Source organism: Mycolicibacterium wolinskyi (assembly GCF_002101965.1).
In the GTDB taxonomy this organism is placed as follows: domain Bacteria; phylum Actinomycetota; class Actinomycetes; order Mycobacteriales; family Mycobacteriaceae; genus Mycobacterium; species Mycobacterium wolinskyi.
The window spans coordinates 96,216-111,314 of sequence record NZ_LQQA01000015.1 but is presented as its reverse complement, the minus strand read 5'-3'; the positions used below and the strand labels follow the sequence as shown (position 1 = coordinate 111,314).

Below are 15,099 nucleotides of genomic sequence, written 5' to 3'. Positions count from 1 at the left end.
GATGCTCCGTTCATCGGCTTCGTTGCCTGGTCGTGCGATCCTACCGCTCGGTAACCAACACTGGTTTGACCACCTCACCGGCCTTGGCAGCGGCCCACACCCGGTCGAAGTCGCCGAAGGGGTACGACGTGACCAATTTGTCGAGCGGCAGTTCGCCAGTTCGGTAGAAATCGACGAGCCGCGGGATGAAGGTATGCGGCTCGCTGTCGCCCTCCACCACCCCGCGCACCGTCAGGCCCCGGCCCATGATGACGGCGACGGGAAGCTCGGCGGTCAGCGCGCCCAAGCCCAGCAGCGCCAGCGTCCCGCGGGATCGCAAGACCGCGACGGCCGACGCGATGACGTCGGGCCGCGCAGTGGTGTCGACGGCGCCCGCCGCTCCCCCCGTCAACTCGAGCACCGCGGCCGTAGCATCGGTGGCGGTCGGATCGACGGTGGCGGTCGCGCCCAATTCTGTTGCGAGCGCGCGCCGTTGCTCGATGGGGTCGACCGCGACGATGGCCCGGCACCCCGCGATGCGGGCACCCATGACGGCCGACAAGCCGACCGCGCCAGCGCCGAACACGACGACCGCGTCCTCGGGTCGCGATGCGAGCACGTTGAGCACCGCGCCGACGCCGGTCTGCACACTGCAGCCGAGCGGGGCGGCCAGCGCGGGATCGATCGATTCGGGTACGACGACGGCGTTGCGGCTTCCGGCGATCGCGTACGTGGCGAAACTGGACTGACCGAAGAAGCCGCCGCCGACCGGTGCGCCGTCCAGCCACAGCGCGCTGGACTCGTCGCGGCGGCTGCCACGCATGTTGAGGTCCGTGGACTGGTCGCAGTAGGCCGGACGGTCGGCGGCGCAGTTCGCGCAGGCTCCGCAGCTCGCGAAGGTCAGCACCACCCGTTCGCCAACCCGCCGCCGCGCCTTCGGGCCGACCTCGACGACAGCCCCCGCTCCCTCGTGTCCGAACACCATCGGCAGCTTGCGGAAGCGTGCAGCCACACTGACGTCGGTGTGGCAGATGCCCACCGCATCGATCTTGACGAGCACTTCGTCCTCGACCGGCGGGCGTATCTGCACGTCGGTCAATTGCGGATCGGCTCCGGCGTCGAGCAGGACCGCGGCGCGGGCAGTGAGCATCCGGTGATGTTAAGCGACAAACTTGACACCTGTCACAATCGGTTCCGGGCAGAATGTGGCACGACGACAACAGGAAGGCCCTCATGCGTGCAGCACTGATCACCCGGCTCGACGGTCCCGATGCGGTGCAGGTGGCCGACGTGGACGAGCCGGCAGGCGACGACGCCGTCGTCATCGACGTCCACGCCGCCGGGGTGGCGTTTCCCGACGCGCTGCTGACCCGCGGGCTCTACCAGTACAAGCCGGAGTTGCCGTTCAGCCCCGGCGCCGAGATCGCCGGCGTGGTGCGCAGCGCACCGGCCGATGCGCACGTGGCGGCCGGTGACCGAGTACTCGGTCTGACGATGTTGTCCGGCGGGATGGCCGAAGTGGTTGCGCTACCTGCCGATCGGGTGTTCAAGCTGCCCGATGCGGTGTCGTTCGAGGCCGGTGCGGGCATTCTGTTCAACGACCTGACGGTGCAGTTCGCGCTGCGTACCCGCGGCAGACTCGCGCAGGGCGAGACGGTTTTGGTGCACGGCGCGGCCGGTGGCATCGGCACCTCCGCGCTGCGACTGGCGCCCGCGCTGGGCGCGTCACGCACCATCGCGGTGGTGTCCACCGAGGAGAAGGCGGAAATCGCCAGGAGCGCAGGAGCTTCCGACGTGGTTCTGGCCGACGGGTTTCGCGACGCGGTCAAAGAACTCACCGGTGGGCGGGGCGTCGACATCGTCCTCGACCCCGTTGGCGGTGACCGCTTCACCGATTCCCTGCGCTCGCTCGCGGTCGGCGGGCGACTCTTGGTGGTCGGCTTCACCGGTGGTGAGATTCCCACCGTCAAGGTCAACCGCCTACTGCTCAACAACGTCGACGTGGTCGGTGCCGGTTGGGGTGCATGGAGCTTCTCGCATCCCGGCTACCTCGCCGAGCAGTGGGCCGAGCTCGAACCGCTGTTGGCCTCCGGAGCCGTCGCGGCACCGCAACCCGAAGTGTATCCACTGGAGCAGGCCGCCGAAGCCATTGCGTCCCTTGAGAATCGGACCGCCAAGGGCAAGGTGGTGCTGAAGCTGCGGTGAGTCCGGTGCTACTGGCTGGTGGGCCAGTAGTGGCTGTCCGGAGTCGCGCGGGCGCCGAATATCGCCTGCCCGACCCGCACGCACGTCGCGCCTTCCTCGATCGCGACCTCGTAGTCACCGGACATACCCATCGACAGTTCGCCGGGTCCGACGACGTCGAGTTCGCGTGCGTGATCGCGCAACTTACGCAGTAATGCGAAGCAGGGCCGGATGCGCTCGACATCGGAACTCAAGACGGCGATGGTCATGAGCCCGCGAACGCGTAGCGCGCTGTAGCTCGGCAGTGTCCGCAGGAACCCGATCACGTCGTCGGGCGCCAAGCCGTATTTCGAGTCCTCACCCGAGGTGTTGACCTGGACAAAGACGTCGAGAGAGCGACCCAGGGTCTGCAGGCGCCGATCGAGGGCTTGCGCCGCCCGCGCGTTGTCGAGCGCCTGGAACTCCGCGGCGAACTCCGCGACGTCCTTGGCCTTGTTGGTCTGGAGGTGGCCGATCACCGACCACTGCACGTCGAGGTCGGACAGGTTGCGCCACTTGCGTTTGGCCTCCTGCACCTTGTTCTCCCCGAACATCGTGCACCCGGCGGCGGCCGCGAGTCGCAGCCGATCCTCGTCGACCGTCTTGCTCACCGGCAACAGCCGCACGTCGCCGGGCTCGCGGCCGGCCCGTTGCAGCGCGGCCTCGATCCGCTCACCGACCTCACGGAGGTTGTGGGTGAAGTCGGCGACGGTGCGAGCCTGCGGGTAAGCGGTCGGGTGACTCATGAACCGAATTCTCCTCCGGCCAACCGTCCGGATTACGCGGTGGTCAGTAGACGGCTGAGTTGTGCCCGGCTGTCGACGTCGAGCGGGAGCAGCGGCGGGCGGGGATCGCCCATACCTTGGCCGAGCAGCTCGAGGCCGGCTTTGACCGTCGTCGGCAACCCGCCGGCCACGATGAACTCCAGCAACGGCCGCATCTCCTCGTACAACGCTTCAGCACGAGGGCCGTCACCGGCGCGGACCGCCTCGTAGAGGTCGAGGCAGGGCTGTGGGCGCAGGTTCGGCGCCGCGGTGCACCAGCCCTTGGCCCCCGCGTTGAATGCCTTGAGCGCCAACGGGTTGTTGCCGTTGTAGAACGGCAGCTGCCCGTCGCTGAGCTCGGCGATCCGCTGCATGCGCGATAGATCTCCGGTCGACTCCTTGACCATCGTCACGTTGTCGATGTCGTCGAACATCGACACCAGCAGTTCCGGGCTCATGTCGATGCCGCTGGTCGCCGGGTTGTTGTACACCATGATGGGAATGCCGATGGCTGCGCCGATCGCCGCATAGTGCTGACGGAGTTCACGCTCCGACAGCTTCCAGTACGAGATCGGCACCACCATCACCGCGTCGGCACCGGCGCGCTCGGCATACTGTGCGCGACGAATGGTGTTGGCGGTGGTCAGATCGGACGCGCCGATGATGACCGGCACGCGACGGCCCACCACGCCAATCGTGGTGTCGACGACGGCGTCGAACTCGGCCTCGGTGAGGTAGGCGGACTCGCCGGTGCTGCCGAGCGGAACGATCCCGTGCGCGCCATCGGCCACCAAGCGTTCGACGAGTGCGGCCAGTTTTCCGGTGTCGACGTCGTTGTCCGCGGTGAACGGCGTGACGGGATAGGCGAGGATGCCGTGGATTTCGTTCGTGGACATTTGCTTCTCTCTTTCGGCTCGGGTCTAGTTGGTGATCGCGTCGGGATGGCGGACGAGGGCACGCCGCGCGTAGTAGGCGAAGTTGGCCTGGCTGCGTTTGGGACGAAGCGTCCAGTCGTGGGCTTCGCGGGCCAGCCGGGGCGGAAGGTCGGCCACGGTGCCTGCGGCCATCGCGGCGAGCTGCAGTTTGGCGCCGCGTTCGATCAGCATCGCCAGCGAGCACGCCTCCTCGACGCTCGCGCCTGCCACCACATGTCCGTGGTGGGCCAGCAGAATGGCTTTCTTGTCGCCCAGCGCCGCGCTGATGATCTCGCCTTCCTCGTTGCCGACGGGCACACCCGGCCAATCGGCGAGGAACGCGCAGTCGTCGTAGAGCGGGGCGATGTCCATCTGCGACACCTTCAGCGGAACCTCCAACATCGACAGCGCCGCCACATGGAACGGATGCGTGTGGACGATGCATTGCACGTCCGGGCGGGCACGATAGATCCAGGAATGGAAACGGTTGGCGGGGTTGGCCATTCCGCTGCCGTCGAGAACATTGAGGTCCTCGTCGACGAGCAGCAGGTTCTCGTCGGTGATCTCGTCGAAACCAAGACCGAGACGTTGCGTGTAATAGGTTCCCGGCGCTTCGGCGCGCGCGGTGATCTGACCGGCCAGGCCTGAATCATGACCGGCGTCGAACAGCGCCCGGCACGTCAGCGCAAGTTTCTGCCGGATGGTCAGCGCAGAGTCCTCGATGTGATTCGCTAGTCCGTCGAGGGCGCGTTGCATCAAGACCTGCTTCGAATCACCAAGTGTGCTCGTCATGGGGAGCCCCTTTCCAGTATTTCGCGGTCGGTGACACACCGCCGACGTTAGGACACTTTGTGTCCTTCAGTCAAGATTGTTTCCCACCCGACGGATCTGCACCCGTCCGCCGGAGGTTGGTGACTACCGGAAGGACACTTTGTGTCCTATCATCGCCCCTGCGTTGTCAATGCGAACAACGAGGAGAACCGAGATGAAGCACCTGACAAGGTCGGCACCGGCCCGCCGAGTCAGTGCGGTGCGCCCTCAGGCAAAGACCGTCACGATCCACGGTTTGCCCGACCTCGAGCCCATCCACACCGTCCATGTCAGCCTCAATTGCTGACCGGATTCAGCGGTTACGGGGGTACTCCGTGTGAGTCACGACCAGCACCTCACTCGGGGCACTCCCCCGTTGACGCAGCTGGTGCGGGCGGGAGGCGTCGAAGTAGGCGCTGTCGCCGGCCTCGAGCGTCACCAGCTGGTCCTCGTAGCGCAATTCGACTGTCCCGCGGTGCACGAAGACCATTTCCTGGCCGGCATGGGCTGGATGCGGATGCTCGGCGAACCGGAGTGTCGGGCGAACGATGAACGGCGACATCGTTTTCCCGAGCATGGCGGACGCGACAGCGTGGTAACGGGCGTCCGGCCGTTCGTCGGCGCGGTTTACCGACAACGTCGCGGTGGCCGGGTCCTCGGCGAAGAGTTGAGCCACGTCGACCTCGAGGACCCGCGCGACCTTCATCGCAACGGCGATGGACGGTGTGGAGCGCTGCCGTTCGATCTTCGACAGGTAACTCTTCGTCAAGCCGGTGGCCTCGGCCAGTTCATCGAGCGTCATCCCCCGCTGTTGACGCACGGCACGCAGCAGTGCGCTCATGATTGCTCAGCAGTCGTCGGTGCCACGCCTGACAGTGTGACATATCCACTACAGGACATCCGGTGTCCTGTGGAGGTGTCACCGGTTATCCGCGCCGGGTCGCGACGACGTGTCCGCCGGAGTCTTCGGCAGCGACCTGGCGCGGATATCCTTCGGTCAGTTCAGCTGTGGATTTGAAAGACGTTGTCCAACCGATGCTCTCAAGCCACTCCCGGGCATCCTCACCAAGTCCCCGCTCGGTGTTCGGCATATCCCGATACAGGCCCTCGGCCGCCACAGACCGCAGGGTGTTGCGGAACGCGGCACCGGCCATGACCGGAAAGCCATACCGGCTACCCGGAGCCGAGAGCTCGGTCACGGCGCGAACCCCCGCCCGGGCCACGTCGGTGGGCAGGGTCATCAACGCGTGATCCACCCAATGGGTGGGGACTTCCGGCTGAAAACCACTGTCGAGAAGGACTTTCGGCCACTCGCTGCCGCCCAGATCTGCGGGTACGACGTGTCGATCACACGCCGGCCGGATCCCTTCGAGCACCTGCTCTTTGAACGCGAACAGTTGCGGCAGATCGATTTCGAAGAGGTGCACAGCCCTCGGCCAGGACAGCCGGTATGCGTGGGTGTCCAGACCCGCACCCAACAGCACGATCTGGGTGCGACCCTCGGCCGCCGCCTGCAGCAACGCATCGTCGGCGATCCGCACCCCCAGGGTGCGGGGCTCGTACATGACATCGGCCAGGCGCAGCACCGACCCCCAGGTCTCGGCCGCCCCCGCGGGTGCATTGGGACTCAGATACGCCTGTTCGGCCGCCTCGACGAACCGGCGCGCATAGGGATCGTCGTACAGCCGGTCGGCACGCGCGGATTCTCTGGCCCTGATGACCGCGACGCCCACAGCCGTCAACGGCGCGCCGTTCAAGATCTCGGGTAGTGATCGCGTTGTCATGGGTCCCCCTGGTCCATGTCATTACTTGACGGCCGGTAAGTATTGATCGCCTGGCCGCAACGCTAGGCTCATTGCTGACCGGTCGTCAAGTAATGATGGGAGCCCGGCCGTGGCGGGTCGCCGCACCGACACACGAGACAAGATCCGATCCGTCGCGCTGGATCTGTTCTCGACCCATGGCTATGACCAGACCTCCATCCGGCAGATCGCCGAACAACTCGGCATCACCAAAGCGGCGATCTACTATCACTTTTCCGCCAAGGAAGACATCGTGGTGAGCCTGTCGGACGATCTGCGCACCGGCGTGGACGACATCTTGTCCTGGGCCGCCGGCCAACCGCCCGGCAAGCGCACCGGCCGCGAGATCCTTCGCCGCTACGGCGCGGTGCTGCACGGCACCGGTCGGGCCATGACGCGATTCATGAACGAGAACTATGCCGCGTTCAATCGGCTTGGCATCGGTACCGACTTGCGCTATCAGTTCCGCGCGGTCGCGGACGCGATGACCGCACCCGACCACGATCCCCTCGCGGTGTTCCATGCGCGCCAGGCTCTGCTGACGATGTCGTGGAGCGTGGCGATGATGGGCGATCTGCCGTTGACCGACGAACAGTGCAACGAAACCGCGCTGACGATCGCGCTCGGCATCTACAACCGGAGCTGACGTTCTCGCACGCCGACGAGCGACCGCAAAACACCGCTATTTCGCGGCGTGTCTACGGGCAGACACGGTCGCTCGCGGTGCAGGGGTCATGGGAAGGCACGCAGCGCGATCGCCGCGACGCGGTCGAGCATGGCCCGCGACGTGCCGTCGGACGCAGCCTGCGCGATACCGCTGAGCGTGGTCATCACGTATTGCGCCAGTGCTCGGGCATCGGTGTCGTCAGGTAGGTCGCCGGCGGCGATGTCGGTGCGAATCTTGTCGGCGAGCATGTCCGTTTTCTGGCGGCGGATGCGGCGCAGGCATGCTTTCACCGCCTCGTCGGCAGTGCCGTCGTCGCCGCTCACAACGAGGCACCCGCTCGGCAGTCCGCGCCGGGTATAGCGCCCGGGCGCCTCGGTGAGGATCCGCGCGACGGCCCAACGCGCGCTCGGTTCTTCGGTCAGCGCGGCTTCGATGAATCCGCCGTAACGGGTGTCGTAGACCTCCACGGCTTCGGTGAACAGCTGCTGCTTGTCACCGAAAGCCGCGTAGATGCTGGGGATTCCGACGCCGAGCGCGCTACTGAGGTCACGCGTCGACGTCGCCTCGAAACCGCGCTCCCAGAACAGCCGGATGGCCTTGTCGAGGGCGGCATCGCGATCGAAAGAGCGGGGACGCCCGCGCACCGGTGCCATGCCCGCCATTCTATAGCGGTCGCTAGATAATGTGCTAGCGTCGAATTTTGTATCACTCGCTAAAGAAAGGATTCAGCGTGTCCGCTCTTACTGGCAGAACTGCACTGGTGACGGGTGCCAGCCGCGGGATCGGCCGTGCGATCGCCTTGCGGCTGGCCCGCGACGGCGCGCGGGTCGGCGTGCACTACGGCGCGAGCGCCGACGCCGCGAAGCAGACCGTGCAAGACATCATCGACAGCGGCGGCGACGCGTTCGCGGTGCAGGCCAAACTCGGTGTCCCCGGTGACGCGGCTGCCCTGTGGTCCGCGTTCGATGCGCACGCCGACGGCGTGGACATCCTGGTGAACAACGCCGGAATCCTCGGCAGGCGGGTCGCATTCACCGACGTCGCCGAACCCGCCTATGACGAGATCTTCGCCGTGAACACCAAAGCGCCGTTCTTCGTCACCCAGCACGGGTTGACGCGGCTTCGGGACAACGGCCGCATCGTCAATCTCTCGACGCGCTTCACGCACGGTTCCCGCATACCCGAATTGATGACGTACGCGATGAGCAAGGCAGCGATCGACTCGTTCACCGCGACGCTGGCCAAACAACTCGCCGCCCGCAACATCACCGTCAACGCGGTGGGCCCGGGAAGTACCGACACCGACATGAACGCGGCCCGGCTCGCCACTCCGGAAGGCCGCGCGACGGTCGCGGCGCAGTCTCCGTTCAACCGCGTCGCTCGACCCGACGACATCGCCGACATCGTCGCCTTCCTCGCGTCCGACGACGCGCGATGGGTCACCGGCCAATGGATCGACGCGAGCGGCGGGTCGATGCTCTGATGCCGGTCGCGATCTGGATCATCGGCCTGGCGATCTTCGCCCAGGGAACAAGCGAACTCATGCTCGCCGGCCTGCTGCCCGAGATGTCAGCCGACCTCGGTGTGACGATTCCTCAGGCGGGCCTTCTGGTTTCGGTGTTCGCGCTCGGAATGCTCGTCGGTGCACCAGTTCTCGCGATCGCCACCCTGCGGTGGTCCCGCCGCCGTGCGATGGTCGCGTTTCTGGCGATCTTCGTCGTCGCGCACATCGTCAGCGCCCTGAGCAGTTCGTACGCGGTGCTGATGACCGCTCGGTTCGTCGCAGCGTTCGTGTACGCCGGGTTCTGGGCGGTCGGCGCCGGGACCGCGATGGCACTGGTCGGTGCCGAGCGACGCGGCCGGGCCATGAGCATCGTCGCCGGCGGGCTCACGGTCGCCACGGTCATCGGTCTGCCCGCCGGCACCTGGATCGGCCAGCACCTCGGTTGGCGCGGCGCGTTCTGGGCGGTGGCCGCACTGTCCTGTGTCGCCGCGGGCGCCGTGCTCGCCGCGGTGCCCGACACCCGCCCGGACACCGAACCGCGTATCGGCGACGAGCTTCGCGGGCTCGCCGTGCCGCGGCTGTGGCTGTCCTATGCCATGACCGCGGTCTCGACGGCGGCGCTGCTCGGCACATTCACCTACCTGGCCGCCATGCTGATCACGACGAGCGGGCTGCAGCCGCAGTGGGTGCCCGCCGTATTGCTCGGGTACGGGTTGGGCGCGCTCGTCGGCATGGCGGTGGGTGGCCAGGTGGCCGACCGCTGGCCGCGCGCGACGCTCGCGGCCGGTTTCACGACCCTGCTGGTTGTGCTCGTGGCACTCGCACTCACCACCCGCCACGTCACCGCCGTCAGCGCGCTCGCGTGCCTGCTCGGCTTCGCGGGCTTCGGGACCAACCCCGCCCTCAACTCGCGGGTGTTCGCGCTTGCGCCGTCCGCTCCGACGCTGACCGCCGCCGGCAACGTGGCGTCGTTCAACGTCGGCATCAGCGTCGGACCGTGGGTGGCCGGGATCGCCCTGACCGCGGGTCTCGGATACCCGGCCGTGCCGTGGATCGGCGCGGCGTTGGCGGTGTTGGCCCTGGTCTTGCTGGCCATCGACGTGCGAATGGCCGGGCGCGTGCAGGAGGGAATATGGAGAGGGTCGCGCGTGTTGCGCGATGCGTGACTGAACACGCCGAGTTGAGCCCCACCGATTGGGTTCGCGAGCAGACCGAACGCATCTTGGAGCAGGGCACCACCGACGGGGTCGAGGTTTTGGACCGGCCCATCGTCCTGTTCACCACCACGGGCGCGAAGTCCGGTAAGAAGCGCTATGTACCGCTGATGCGCGTCGAGGAAAACGGCCGCTACGCCATGGTCGCGTCGAAGGGTGGCGATCCCCAGCACCCGTCGTGGTACTTCAACGTCAAGGCCAACCCGACCGTGACGGTGCAGGACGGCGACAAGGTCGCCAAGGACCTGACCGCCCGTGAGCTCGAAGGTGACGAGCGCGAACACTGGTGGAAGCTCGCTGTCGAGGCCTACCCGCCCTACGCCGAATACCAGACGAAGACCGACCGACTGATCCCCGTCTTCGTGGTCGAGTAGAGCTTCGCCCACATCTCACGACACCAAAGCGGCCCCGGAGAAATCCGGGGCCGCTTTGTGCTCTCCGCCCGAGGGCAGAACCCAGTCACACCACGGAGGTCAACCGGGCGACCGGGTAGCGCGTCCTCGACGCCTTTTCACAGGACGCGTGACGACCGTAGGAGACGCGCTCATCGAGCGCCTTCGAATTCCGTGCCGCATTGCACAAAACCATCAGCGGTTCACTGCGGTGGCCGGCCACCCAGCGTCCTGGTGATCTGCTCGGCATAGCCGACCACCAGGTCGACCCAGGCCTCGCATTGCTCGCGTGGCATGCGGACCGTGGGACCGCTCACCGTCAGCGCCCCGAGAATGTCGCCCGCAGAGTCGAATACCGGCGCGGACAGTCCGGACGCGGAGTCCTCACGCTCCCCCGCCGTGATGGCGTAGCCGTCGGACCGGGTGGCCGCGATCAGACCGGCCAGCTCGTCGGCACTCGTGACGGTCCCTTCGGTCATCGGCTCCAAGGGTGCGCTCAGAATGCGTCTGGCGAGGTCGGGGTCCCACGCGAGCAGCACGCGCGAGGCCGAACCCACGTGCAGCGGAATGACTTTGCCGACGTACATGTCCCGGCGAAGCGCGTGATGGGTTTCGGCGACGGCGACGCACACCCGGAAGTTCTGCTCCACCGTGAAGAAGCATGCGGTCTCGCCCGTCTTGTCGCGGACTTCCTTCAGAACCGGATTGACCACTGCCAGAACGTCGACGTCCTTGCGCGCGGTGGCCGCCCAGTACGACATCCGGATCCCGATGCGGATCTGGTCGCCGATGCGGTCCAGCATGCCCTGCGCGACCATGTTGCTGACCAGGCGCTGAACGGTCGAGGTCGGAAGCCCGGTGGCCTGTTGGATCTCCCCGAGGGTCATCGCAGGCCGTGCCAAGGTGAACGCATTGAGGATCTCGGTGATCTTCGCCAGCACCAACAGGGTCTGCTGTTTGCCGGACGAATCCACGTCTTCCTTGGCCATGCCGTGAATCTACCCAACCGCTCGTGCCGGACGCGGTGTTCAGACAGTGCTCTCCGCGGCTGCCCCACCGATGACCCACGGGAATGCGGTGGCACTCGACCGCGCGCCCTGCGCGGTCTTCGACCGATTCGGTTCACCGATCTCGGCGAGGACCTTCTCGGACAGGCGCACAAGCGACGCCAACGAATCCGGGGTCAGCCAGTGCGGCCGTAAGGCGAACAGCAGGTCCTCACTCGACGTGTTGCCGCTGGCACCCGGCGCGAACGGGCAACCGCCGAGGCCGCCGAGGGAGCCGTCGACCATCGTCGCACCGGCGTCGATGGCCGCCAAGCTGTTGGCCACGCCGAGGCCCCACGTGTCGTGGCCGTGAAAAACGATGCGGCGCTCGGCATTCGACGTGGCCAGGCCGCGAATCAGATCGCCGACCTGGGTGGGGATGGCCTGGCCGATGGTGTCGCACACGACGACGTCACTCGCACCGTCGGTGCGCGGGTCCGCCGCGATCGCCCACACTCGCCGTGGGTCGATGAGCCCTTCGAACGGGCAGGTGAACGCGGTCGCGATGCACAGCTGGATCGAGCCGCCCGCTTCGGACGCGATGCGCACGGCGTCGGGCATCGCCGCGACGCTGGTCTCGGTGTTGCGGCCGATGTTGGCCTTGTTGTGGGAGTCCGATGCCGAAAAGCAGTACTGGAAGTGACGCGCACCCGCCGCTGCCGCCTTCTCGACGTGCCTCGGGGTGGCCACCCAGATCCAGCACTTGTCCAGTTCCTCTGGCGTCAACGCCGACACGACGTCGAGGGTGTCGGCGAGCGGCGGCACGAGATCGGGCCGGGCCATCGAACCGATCTCGAGAGCCGGTACGCCGATCGCCAGCAGCTCACGGATGACTTCGACCTTGAGCTCGGTGGGCAGCATCTTGGCGGTCAGCTGCAGGCCGTCGCGCAACGTCACATCGCGCAGCTCGGCTTGCGGGGTGTATGAACGGGGCTGCGGAATGGTCATGTGAGAGCTCCGATTTCATCGTCGTCGAGACCCAGCAGGTTCGACAACACCTCGTGGGTATGCTCGCCGAGGTCGGGTCCCACGCTGCGAATGGGCAGCGATGCGCCGCCGATGACCGGCACGATGCCGGGGAATCCGACCGATTGCGGTTCGGCGCCACCGGTGTCGACTTCGAAGTGCTGGATCATGTTTCGCGACTCGTACTGTTCGTCGTCGCAGATGTCGGCGGCCGTGTAGATCGGCCCGGACGGCACCCCGGCCTCGTCGAGCAGCTTGAGCGCTTCGTCGCGCGTGAGCCGGCTCGACCATTCGGCGATCGCGGCGTCGAGTTCGTCGCGACGCTGCCAACGTCCGGCGTTGGTCTGCAAGTCGGGATCGGCGGCGAGATCCGGGCGGCCGATCGTGGTCATGTAACGCTGGTAGATCGCGTCGCCGTTGCCCGCGACGATGATGCTGGTGCCGTCCGCGCACGGGTAGGCATTGCTCGGTGCGATGCCCTCCATCCGACCGCCGACGCGCTGCCGCTTGACGCCGTAGGCCAGATAGTCCGGGACCAGTGATTCCATCACCGACAGAATCGCCTCGTTGAGTGCGACGTCGACGATGCGTTGCTCCAGCGGCACAGTCGTGCGCTCGCGCTGAAAGAGCGCCATGACGGTGCCGAACGCGGCGTAGATACCTGCAATCGAGTCACCGATGGACACCCCGGTGCGCACCGGCGGGCGGTCGGGATCGCCGACCAGTTCGCGTAACCCGCCGTAGGCTTCGGCGACGGCCGCGAAGCCGGGCCGCTGGGCGAGCGGACCGGTCTGGCCGAACGCCGAGATGCGCGTGATCACCAGATTCGGATTCGCCTCATCGAGTTGTTCTGGTCCGAGCCCCCACTTCTCGAGCGTGCCGGGCCGGAAGTTCTCCAGCAGGACATCGCAGCGCTTGAGCAGATCGAGCACGACGCCCCGGCCCTGCTCGGTCTTCAGATCGAGGACGATCGACTTCTTGTTGCGGTTGATCGTGCGGTACAGCATCGATGTGGTGCCGGCGTAGAGCCTCCAGTTGCGCAACTCGTCACCGGTGACCGGGCGTTCGACCTTGATGACCTCGGCTCCGAAATCGGCGAGCATCCGGCCCGCGGTCGGTGCGGCGATGTAGTTGCCCAGCTCGAGCACCCGCACACCGGCGAGAGGGCGAATAACTCGAATATCGTTGTCAGTCATGGTCTTTCCGTAGCTATCAGAACAGGAGGCTGGCCGGCAGGATCAGCAGGATCGCGACGACAGAGGCCACCGACACGCCGACCGTCACGGTCTTGAGCGCACCGCGGGTGGACTGCCCCATCAGCGACTGCAGCAGCCAGAACGTGTTGCTGGTGACGTGGACGGCGAACAGTGAGCCCGCACCGGCGGCCAGCGCGATGAGCACCGGGTCCAGACCGATGATCGGGGCGACGGGGGCCAGGATCCCGGCCGAGGTGATCGCCGAGATGGTGACCGAGCCGACCGCGATGTGCAGCGCCGCGGCGATCGCCCACACCACCAACAGCGGGGCCGCGGTGCTGGCGGTGAAGTACTCACCGAGGATGTCGCCGAGACCGGCGGCCTTGATGGTCGCGGCGAGCGAACCACCCACACCGGTCAGGATGAGGATCTGCCCACTCTCCTTGAAGCCCGTCGCGATCGCCTTCTGGATCGGCTCGGCTCCCAGCGCGTGACGGCCGACGAAACTCGTGCCGACCAGACCGATCAGCAGCGCGATGACCGGCGAGGACACGAATTTGACAATGGGATTGTGGATTTCGGCCGCGTCGAGGATCGCGCCGGTCGCGATGAGGACCAGCGCGGCGAGCATCGGGGCGAACAACACGAGCAGCGGGGTTTGCGTGCGAGGTGTCGTCGTCGTCTTGACCGCCACGCCGCCGGTCGCGTCGGCGTCGGTGTCACCGGCCTCGTCGGTGGTCGGCTCATCACCAAGGAACGGTTGCTCGTCGCGGTCGGCGTCCCACCAGCCGCGGTTGAACAGGAACGACATGATGGCCACCGAGATCGCGACCGTCGGGATCACGAGGCACACACCGAACAGCAGCATCTTGCCGAGCGGCACACCGAGCAGTCCGGCCAGCGCGAGCGCGCCCACCCCGGGAACCGTGAGAACGATGCCGCACTCCAGGCCGATCGCCATCGCCACGGCCATCCGTGCGGTGCCGTTCTTGCCGATGCGCTTGGCGAGGTTGCGCGCCAGCGGCGCCGAGATGACGAGGAGAACGTCGAGGAAGATCGACTGCAGAGCGGTTGCGATCGTCAGCGACATCGCATACGGCATCCGCTTCGGGCCGAACAGGCGCAGCAGCATCTCGACGAGACGCTCGATGGCTCCGGTCTGCTGCAGGATCGCTCCCATGAGGACACCGAAGGCGATCAGCAACCCGACCTCGGCCATGATGTCGCCGAATCCGACCGTGATGGCTTCGATGGTCTTTTCGACACCGAGACCGACCGCCAACCCGAGATAGGCGGACCCGATCACGAGCGATACCACGGGGTTGAACTTGAACTTCACGATCATCACGACAACGGCGAGGATCGCGACCGCGGTATTGATCAACACTGCGGTGTGTGACATGGGCGAACTCCCTACATCGACTCTTGCCAGCCGGTGGGTCACATCACTGACACAGTGCGGTGTGATCTACGGCTCACTCACATTATGAGCACACACCCACAATATAAACAAGCTCGTTGGCCGCGTTCGATCCATGGGCATGCGCTGATGCGATTCCTGTGGCGAACGTGCAACCTGTTGTGGCGATCTCGATCGCTGAGCGCAAAAGCCTGCACGTTCG

16 protein-coding genes are annotated in these 15,099 nt (G+C 66.4%); 5 read left to right on the top strand and 11 right to left on the bottom strand.

Annotated features, from left to right (window positions below):
• Positions 1-40 precede the first annotated feature (40 nt).
• Entirely contained in the window at positions 41-1,129 is a 1,089-nt protein-coding gene (locus AWC31_RS14910) for an NAD(P)-dependent alcohol dehydrogenase (protein ID WP_085144946.1), read from the bottom strand.
• 83 nt (positions 1,130-1,212) lie between these two features.
• Between AWC31_RS14910 and AWC31_RS14905 the strand changes: the two genes are divergently transcribed.
• Positions 1,213-2,184 carry an NADPH:quinone oxidoreductase family protein gene (locus tag AWC31_RS14905; protein ID WP_085145465.1) on the top strand — a complete coding sequence of 324 codons (972 nt, stop codon included), beginning with the start codon at positions 1,213-1,215 and terminating at the stop codon, positions 2,182-2,184.
• Positions 2,185-2,192: 8 nt separating this feature from the next.
• Here the strand turns inward: AWC31_RS14905 and AWC31_RS14900 are convergent, their stop codons facing one another.
• From AWC31_RS14900 to AWC31_RS14880, 5 genes are all read right to left on the bottom strand, one after another.
• Entirely contained in the window at positions 2,193-2,948 is a 756-nt protein-coding gene (locus AWC31_RS14900; RefSeq protein ID WP_085144945.1) for a YggS family pyridoxal phosphate-dependent enzyme, read from the bottom strand.
• A gap of 32 nt (positions 2,949-2,980) precedes the next feature.
• Complete coding sequence (locus tag AWC31_RS14895) at positions 2,981-3,862, bottom strand: dihydrodipicolinate synthase family protein (protein ID WP_085144944.1); 882 nt, start codon at positions 3,860-3,862, stop codon at positions 2,981-2,983.
• Positions 3,863-3,886: 24 nt separating this feature from the next.
• A complete protein-coding gene (locus AWC31_RS14890) occupies positions 3,887-4,672 on the bottom strand; it encodes an aldolase (protein ID WP_085144943.1) in 786 nt (261 codons plus the stop codon).
• A 331-nt stretch (positions 4,673-5,003) separates the two neighbouring features.
• On the bottom strand, positions 5,004-5,531 hold the full coding sequence (locus tag AWC31_RS14885; RefSeq protein WP_085144942.1) for a helix-turn-helix domain-containing protein: 528 nt from the start codon (positions 5,529-5,531) through the stop codon (positions 5,004-5,006).
• Positions 5,532-5,616: 85 nt separating this feature from the next.
• Entirely contained in the window at positions 5,617-6,474 is an 858-nt protein-coding gene (locus AWC31_RS14880) for an SAM-dependent methyltransferase (RefSeq protein ID WP_234816862.1), read from the bottom strand.
• A gap of 109 nt (positions 6,475-6,583) precedes the next feature.
• Between AWC31_RS14880 and AWC31_RS14875 the strand changes: the two genes are divergently transcribed.
• Entirely contained in the window at positions 6,584-7,138 is a 555-nt protein-coding gene (locus AWC31_RS14875; RefSeq protein ID WP_067856551.1) for a TetR/AcrR family transcriptional regulator, read from the top strand.
• A gap of 86 nt (positions 7,139-7,224) precedes the next feature.
• Here the strand turns inward: AWC31_RS14875 and AWC31_RS14870 are convergent, their stop codons facing one another.
• The gene (locus tag AWC31_RS14870) at positions 7,225-7,812 is read right to left on the bottom strand and encodes a TetR/AcrR family transcriptional regulator (RefSeq protein WP_085145463.1); all 588 of its coding nucleotides are present in this window, start codon (positions 7,810-7,812) and stop codon (positions 7,225-7,227) included.
• Positions 7,813-7,889: 77 nt separating this feature from the next.
• On the opposite strand from AWC31_RS14870, the gene AWC31_RS14865 reads away from it, so the two are divergent.
• The 3 genes from AWC31_RS14865 to AWC31_RS14855 are packed head-to-tail and all read left to right on the top strand — an operon-like array spanning position 7,890 to position 10,251.
• Positions 7,890-8,642, top strand: a complete 753-nt coding sequence (locus AWC31_RS14865) for an SDR family oxidoreductase (RefSeq protein ID WP_085144941.1) — start codon at positions 7,890-7,892, stop codon at positions 8,640-8,642.
• Entirely contained in the window at positions 8,642-9,829 is a 1,188-nt protein-coding gene (locus AWC31_RS14860; RefSeq protein WP_085144940.1) for a Cmx/CmrA family chloramphenicol efflux MFS transporter, read from the top strand. Before AWC31_RS14865 ends, AWC31_RS14860 begins: the two co-directional genes overlap by 1 nt.
• The gene (locus tag AWC31_RS14855; protein WP_374214013.1) at positions 9,826-10,251 is read left to right on the top strand and encodes a nitroreductase family deazaflavin-dependent oxidoreductase; all 426 of its coding nucleotides are present in this window, start codon (positions 9,826-9,828) and stop codon (positions 10,249-10,251) included. Before AWC31_RS14860 ends, AWC31_RS14855 begins: the two co-directional genes overlap by 4 nt.
• A 221-nt stretch (positions 10,252-10,472) precedes the next feature.
• Here AWC31_RS14855 and AWC31_RS14850 read toward each other — a convergent pair whose 3' ends face one another.
• Genes AWC31_RS14850 through AWC31_RS14835 form a run of 4 tightly spaced genes read right to left on the bottom strand, consistent with a single transcriptional unit; the run spans position 10,473 to position 14,879 of the window.
• Complete coding sequence (locus AWC31_RS14850; RefSeq protein ID WP_067856541.1) at positions 10,473-11,258, bottom strand: IclR family transcriptional regulator; 786 nt, start codon at positions 11,256-11,258, stop codon at positions 10,473-10,475.
• A 39-nt stretch (positions 11,259-11,297) separates the two neighbouring features.
• Positions 11,298-12,263 carry a hydroxymethylglutaryl-CoA lyase-like TIM-barrel protein gene (locus tag AWC31_RS14845; RefSeq protein WP_067856538.1) on the bottom strand — a complete coding sequence of 322 codons (966 nt, stop codon included), beginning with the start codon at positions 12,261-12,263 and terminating at the stop codon, positions 11,298-11,300.
• Positions 12,260-13,477, bottom strand: coding sequence for a CaiB/BaiF CoA transferase family protein (locus AWC31_RS14840; RefSeq protein WP_085144939.1), 1,218 nt, complete (start codon positions 13,475-13,477; stop codon positions 12,260-12,262). Before AWC31_RS14840 ends, AWC31_RS14845 begins: the two co-directional genes overlap by 4 nt.
• A gap of 16 nt (positions 13,478-13,493) precedes the next feature.
• Positions 13,494-14,879: a GntP family permease gene (locus AWC31_RS14835; protein WP_067856532.1), complete on the bottom strand. Its 1,386-nt coding sequence runs from the start codon at positions 14,877-14,879 to the stop codon at positions 13,494-13,496.
• Positions 14,880-15,099: the final 220 nt, after the last annotated feature.